Annotated in this window: 4 protein-coding genes and 2 pseudogenes; all 6 read right to left on the reverse strand. The window is 33.8% G+C overall.

The genetic code is table 11. From position 1 onward, the window contains the following. Nucleotides 1-221: 221 nt before the first annotated feature. Nucleotides 222-1835, reverse strand: coding sequence for an IS1634 family transposase (locus ACE1AT_RS21985; protein ID WP_374872196.1), 1614 nt, complete (start codon nucleotides 1833-1835; stop codon nucleotides 222-224). Between the two features lie 629 nt (nucleotides 1836-2464). Continuing rightward, nucleotides 2465-3124 carry a hypothetical protein gene (locus tag ACE1AT_RS21990; RefSeq protein WP_374872198.1) on the reverse strand — a complete coding sequence of 220 codons (660 nt, stop codon included), beginning with the start codon at nucleotides 3122-3124 and terminating at the stop codon, nucleotides 2465-2467. Between the two features lie 329 nt (nucleotides 3125-3453). Next, entirely contained in the window at nucleotides 3454-4764 is a 1311-nt protein-coding gene (locus ACE1AT_RS21995; protein ID WP_374872200.1) for an IS701 family transposase, read from the reverse strand. Nucleotides 4765-4950: 186 nt separating this feature from the next. Beyond that, nucleotides 4951-5727, reverse strand: a pseudogene (locus tag ACE1AT_RS22000) (ISL3 family transposase); the annotation flags it as partial. A 22-nt stretch (nucleotides 5728-5749) separates the two neighbouring features. Further along, a pseudogene (locus ACE1AT_RS22005) lies at nucleotides 5750-5962 on the reverse strand (IS4 family transposase); the annotation flags it as partial. Nucleotides 5963-6066: 104 nt separating this feature from the next. Further along, nucleotides 6067-6228 (reverse strand): hypothetical protein, encoded by a 162-nt coding sequence (locus tag ACE1AT_RS22010; protein WP_374872202.1) that lies wholly within the window; start codon nucleotides 6226-6228, stop codon nucleotides 6067-6069. Between the last annotated feature and the right edge of the window lie 598 nt (nucleotides 6229-6826).

Genomic DNA, 6826 nt, shown 5'->3' on the forward strand with positions numbered 1-6826 from the left:
CCCACATTCCGCACTTCAATAAGTAGCATGGGTAAACTACATAAACAGAAAATGCGCTCATGAGAATTTGAACAATCAAGTAACCAGAAAATAAATAAATTATCCACATCCAAATTCCAGCTTTTTTACACCATAAAAAAGCTTGTTATTCAACAATATTTAATTAGGATTTTGCAATCAGTTAGGAAAACATCAGATTAAGCAATACTGAATTAGAGAGTTCAAAACTCAGATAATAAGTAATACTTTTGACAAGCTAAAGGCAAAAATTGCAGGATTCGACAACGAGAATCCGTTAAGTTCAGAATCCTCCGCCAACCTTGTGCAATCATCAAGTGAATCCCCTGAAAGCATTGAAATATCCAACGCAAAGTGGGGGATTGTGTGTCTTTGTTTAGTTGATTTTTCACTGTAGTTTTTTGGGTTTTTAACGCTATTCTTAATTGTCTTTGTCCGAAATTATAAACTAACAGACATAATGACATTAACATCATCATTGTCTCTACTCTTTCTGGATTCTTCACAAACAGACTATCAGCAAAAAATAACGGGTCTTTGATAAATCTAAATCCTCTTTCTGTTGATTGCTGTTCTTTATAGATTCTGAGGATTTCTGAGGATTCTAACTCGGTCGCCTCTAAAATATTAGTTGCTAAAATAAATCGACCACAAGAGTTTTGATGTTGGGTGATTAACTCTTGATTTTCTGTGAGTCTAGCTGATATTTGATAAACTACTGTCTGCTCTTTATTTAATTTAGATGTGATTTTTAAGTCGGATATTTGATGATATTTTAATTGGCTAGCTAGTTCTTGAATTTTGTTTTCAGCTAAAGATAGATGTGTAAATTCATCTGAGGCTGACTTCACTAGCTGTTTGCTGATTTTTAAGAACTCTTCTGAGATTTTTTGGGTTAATTTTTGGAGGTCTGATTTTTTTCTCTCGGTACTTTCAACTAATAACCATCTTTGCTCTATTCCGGCATAAGTTACTTTTGACTCTTGATAGCTATATCCTTTGATTTCACTTGGTTTCAGTTCGGTAATGGTGAATCCTTTCATCAAGTTTTTGGCTTTTTTAATGGTCATAGGTACTCTACTTATCCACTTGATATTCGACATTAATTTTAAATTGCTTTCGCTATATAATGCACTGTCAGCTACCATGATACTTTCAAAATCTATTTGTTTTTCATACTCTACTAAGATGTGAGCAAATACTGCTTTATCTGATTCATTTCCTGATGCTCCTCTAAAAAATAAGGGGATATCTCCATCACTACTTACTATTAAATCTAATATACATTGTTTTAAATCTGGTCTATGGTCACGGGAATATCCCTGTTTAATTACAATCGGATTTTCTCGGCTTATTCCTAGTTCTGTTTCTGGACTACTTTGGCAGTTATTATACTCTCCATGTAAATGTAGTGAGGTGGAATCTAAGTGAGAATATTTAGTTGATATTCCATATTTTTTCACTACGGATAAGGCAATTGTTAAGAAGATTTTCGTTAAGCCGTATTTATATAATTTATCCATGACTCTGCCGATTTTATCATCATTTAAATCTTCGGCTTTTATCCCCTCTCCTAATAGATGTTCTATGGCTTTATCTTCAAAGAATTGAGAAAATAAGTATAAGGGTTTTGAGACAAAACCCAGTCCGTTCAGAATGATGGCTTTGACTACTTCTCCTGTATTGATTTTTTCTCTACTATCTTGACAAAATATCTGATTAATTTCTTCTACAATTCCTATTTCATCTATTATTCCTGCTATGATTCCTAAGTGATCCAAGTTTTTACTTTCAAACTCTTCTGTTTGGTAATTCATTTTTTTGATAACTTTACTTAATTCCGGCTAATTTTTACTCATTCTCCCATCTTTTTTCCGGTATTTACTATCAATACCATGAGGATTTCAAACAGTTAGTAATGTTTGTCATACTGTCTATATTAATTACTCACTAATTTACGTGATTATATTTAATTGAAATTGTATCTATTAGTACTAGTATATGTGCTACAAAATGAAGTGCGGAATGTGGGTATGATAGTAAACAAGGACATATTTCAACTAATCGGCTCTTAAGACAGTACAGTCATTCATCAAAAAAGCAGTTAATCACGACCACATAACTGATTAAATATACTGGCTTACCTGATGTAAAAAAATAGTATATTTTAGAGAAATTGTATGATTTATTTTTGGTGAAAAATCATGATTTTGTCTTCTTCAATCTCTTAATCAATGATTGTATTACTCAACTTTAATAAATTCATATATGAATTTATCTCATTCAATAGTTTGAACAGTTGTAATTGCTAAAAAATACCTTTTTTTCTAGCAATTCACAACTTGAATTATCAAAAAGAGGATATAGTTCATTTGTTCGCATTGAAAGGGCTGATGCCTTACCCCAACCAGGATCACCAAAAGTGGGAAAGAACCCATCTAATCTGTTAATCGACACCTTTTGTTAAGAAATATCTGACTAATGCATAGCTATGGAGCGATCGCCAAATGACATACTCAAATTGTCCTTGAAGTTGTTCAGTTAATTTAACAGACAGTGCTGTTTTACCAATACCACCAATTCCTAGCAAAGCTACTAATCGACACTGTTCCTGAACAATCCACCGCTCAAGGATTGCTAATTCCTCAGAGCGTCCATAGAAAACAGATAAATCAATGGCTTTGCCCCAGTCCAGACGACAGCCTAAATTCGTTTCACTAGTCTGATTAGTGACTGGAGAACATTCTTTGCTTAAACTTTCAGATTCATTTTGAGGGATGCTTAAGAGTTCTTCCTCCAAGCCACTCTCTTGCTCCGACGTAATTAACTGCTTTGCTGAAACGTTGTTACTTTGGCGTGATCTCCATCGGCTTAGGACTAAGCGAAAGTTACTTTTAGTAACTTTCTCGCCTAACGTTACTGAGAGCATTTTCCATAACTGGAAGCCTACATATTTGACGTAGCCATCATCGTAATCATAACTTTCAGCAATCTCTGAGTAAGTCTTTTGCTCCCAAGATTGGGAAATAACTATTTTTTGTATATTATTCAAAGACTCTTCGCCGAGAATCGTCTCTATGGAAGCCAATACTTCTTCAAGTGTCATGTGTTAAGCTGTTCCACATCTAATTTGCATAAAATGGAAATCAGATAAACTCGTGAAGCTACTGCTATGCCTGCCAAAGGATACCTGAGTCAATCGCAGAAAGAAAATTTACAAAAAGCTCTATCAGAGAGCTGAAGGGGCGACGAAATCAACTAATATGTAGACTCTATAAGCTTCATAGCCCTCATGCCTTGTTGATAGTACTTACGCTTATTAGGATTTAATCTCATTAATGTGATTAAAAATTTTCCGAAATTTTTCTTTTAGCTCATGCATTATTTTCAGAGTTATAGATACACTTTTAACTTGAATAACTTTCTTTTGTCACTTTAGGCAGAGGAAAAAGCGAATAAGTCTGCCCAAAGTGATAAAAATAGATGATTGTGCAAGGTATTCATGAGGCTAATCAGGTACGAAAAACCTGTAAAAAGTTGAGGAATAGAAAATACCTTGAGCCAAGGTTTAATCAGATTGAAAAGGATAAAAGGTTGAACAATAAGACGTAAATTATTCAGGATATTCTTCCAACCATGATTTTCATCCCACAAAGGGTGTTCCGCAAATATTTTGAGAATGTAGCTGTGAGATTGGGAAAAGACACTTGAATGAAGGCTGACCATGAGATATGTACTACAAACTATTTCCCACCATTTCTGAATGTCAGAATAATGGGTAAGTCGAAAATCTGCCCATCCCAGTTCATTTTTACTTTGCTTCAGCCCATATTCTACCCATGTTCGTAAACCGTAAAGATTCCCAACTTCTGAATACTTAATATCTAGAATATTTGTCATTAAAAACCATGTTGAATTTTCAGGTAGCTTCTCCGTATCCGTCGTGACTTGCCAATATCGAATGGAGCGCCGCTTGCCAAAAATAATCTCTCTAATATATCGAACTTCCAGATTACCATTCGAGAAAACACGGTTAAATTTTCGCCATTTGTTATACTTGATGCTTTGCCCTTTTGGTAGCCAAACTCCGTGGTTACTACGTATAGCTACAACAAAACAGAGTTGTAATTGATTCAATACACTAATAAAATTGCCATCACTTTCCCCATACAGGCTATCTGCTAGCACCAATTCAAACTTAAATCCTATTTCTTGGAGTTCTCGGATTAATTCTGCTGCGATTTCTGGCTTGGTTTTATACTTATCTCTTGGCTGTAATCTCTCCCTTGGTTTATAAATTTGAAATGTTAAAGGAAAGGTCATATCTTCAATCACACCATAGGCTGTCACTACCACTATTCCATTTTCTATTTTGCCTAAGTTCCCAATATACTGCCGTTTTACATAGTCTGTAGTACGACCTTGTTTTTTGTCTCCGATTTCATCAATTATTAGAATTAGCGATCGCTTATTTAAGACTCGCAGGATTAATTCTAATCTTCGCTTCTTTAATGATTCTATTGACCAAGGTGATTCTGTTAAAAAATGATGTAATGATTGCTGATTCTCTAACCCTACTACCTTGGCTATTTCTGGTAAAGATTTCCTTTTTATTTCTGATATCATTCCCAAATGTAAATCTCGGAAATTTTCAAAACTCCTGACTTCTGGAAAGATGTTTCTGTAGATTGCACAATATTCATCCAAAAATTTGATGCTGGGTTTGGGGCTTCTTGGCTGTGTCATCCTCCCCTCCTGGCTTTCAGCCCTTCTTTCTGATTTTACTCTTCCCGGAGTGACAAAAGAAAGATAAGTAGGTAGGCACAATTAAACCGAACTATATAAACTTATGTAAAACATCAGAAACGCTTTGAATATTAAGCTTTTAAGAGATTTACATTTCTTAATCTAGTTGTGTTTTTTAGCGCCCACCTACTTAAGTTTATTCAATTGCTCTTCGCTTAAGTTATCTTTATTCTTGAGCAAAGGATATTTACTACTTTTTAATCCTGATAATATTTGTTCATATTCAGCTTTTTTTGCTGCTAATTTTGTTTTTTTAATTAACTCTTCTATATTTCGTTTTTCGATTTTTATTTGTGTATCTAACTCTTTATTTATCTGTGTCATTACATGAAATCTATCTGCTACGACTTGAGCATTTGGCATTAATTCTATAACTAAGTTTTTATACCCTTGCCATAAATCTATACTTACTTCTTCTATTCGCTCTAAAACTTCAATTTCCCATTCTGTAAGGACTTCAGCTATTACTATTTTTGTGCGATCACTTAACATGGTAATCACTTTAGATGTATCTAAATCTATTAGTACTGCACAGTAATGACCCTTTCCTTTAACTAGAGCTATCTCATCAATTCCAAGCCTTTTTAAGTTTAAAGGTCTTGACTGCGATAATTCTTCAGATGCGTCCTTTAACATACGTTCTATCTCTTCCGTTGTAACGATCCCTTTTGATGCTACGCTGTGTATGTCATTCTCTAAAACTTCTTGTATGGTTTTGTGTGCAAGCCGTTTTGTATAAGTTATTTTCTTCCTCACAAAATCGAGATGTTCACTAAATGGTTTTTGACATTTTCTGCATTTGAATTGTCGCCTATTTATTTCTAAAAATACTGGTTTCTCTCCCAAAGGTAAGTCTTTAACAATATATCGATGATTTTGATGTAAATTATGGCTTTTTGTGCCACAATTGGGACAATTAGCATCTAATTTTTTCGATTGTTAGATTTGGTAATGATAAAAAACGTTGTATTCTTTTTCTTCGGCTCTCAAATTTAATTGCTAAAGGTAAAGCATTTGCTAACTTTTCTAAGTTCACTTTTTTGATTGACTGTACCAGATGAAGCAAAATTTTTAGGAATAGGTATTCTGAATAACTCAGTTGACTTTTTAAGTGATTTTGGTAAAATTGAGGTAACATTTTCAATAGATAGGTCTTATTGCAAATAGGAGTCCTATCTTTGTTATACCATTAAATGTCATACTCTATACACATAAAGCTTTTCAGGCTATTTCGTCACCCCCTCAGACTAAATATCTTTTATTTTCATGAAGATGATGAGTGCTTTGACCACATCTTGGGCAAACTGCTGTTTTTTTCTCCACTTTTATGGATAAGATTAATGTTCCTTCGATTTCTTTACTATCTTCTACTATGATTCCAGGTAAATTTAATAACTCAGTCATTAAACTCTTCATGATTTATTAATTATTTATTATTTTGGGTTATTATTTAATATTTTAGCCCACTAAGTAGGGAAGAGCCAGGATTTATTAAATAAGCTGTTAAATCAGGGAGAACTAATCATTAAATGGGGACGAAAGATAAAAAACAAGGGTAATGCTGCTATTGGAAACTAAATGTGGTACAGCTTACTAAAATCAGGGTTAAATCGACGAAAGTCAGAAAGCAAAACCTGTGAAATTCATGCAATCGATAACCGCTATATTCCTCTTTTATTACTCTACCCATAATCAAATAACAAATCAAGGTGATTGACTTACAGAATATTGATACTAACCTTTTGCTAATTTTATATTGTCATCTAGGACTGCTATATTTTATGAAATACTTGACAAAAGAACTCTAAGCTGTACATTTAATCTGCATTTTAAACCGCAGAGACGCACGCGAGACTCACTTACTGGAGTTTAGACTAAAAGCGATATGAGAGAACGCAAACCAAATGGAATTAGAGGTTAAAAATATTCTCAAGTCAGCCTCAAAGCATCCGCGGCCTTGAACAATTATTGTGTAGTATGCTTGTTGAGAAAAAATACAATA

This window comes from Pelatocladus sp. BLCC-F211, from assembly GCF_041928655.1.
Taxonomy (GTDB): domain Bacteria; phylum Cyanobacteriota; class Cyanobacteriia; order Cyanobacteriales; family Nostocaceae; genus Pelatocladus.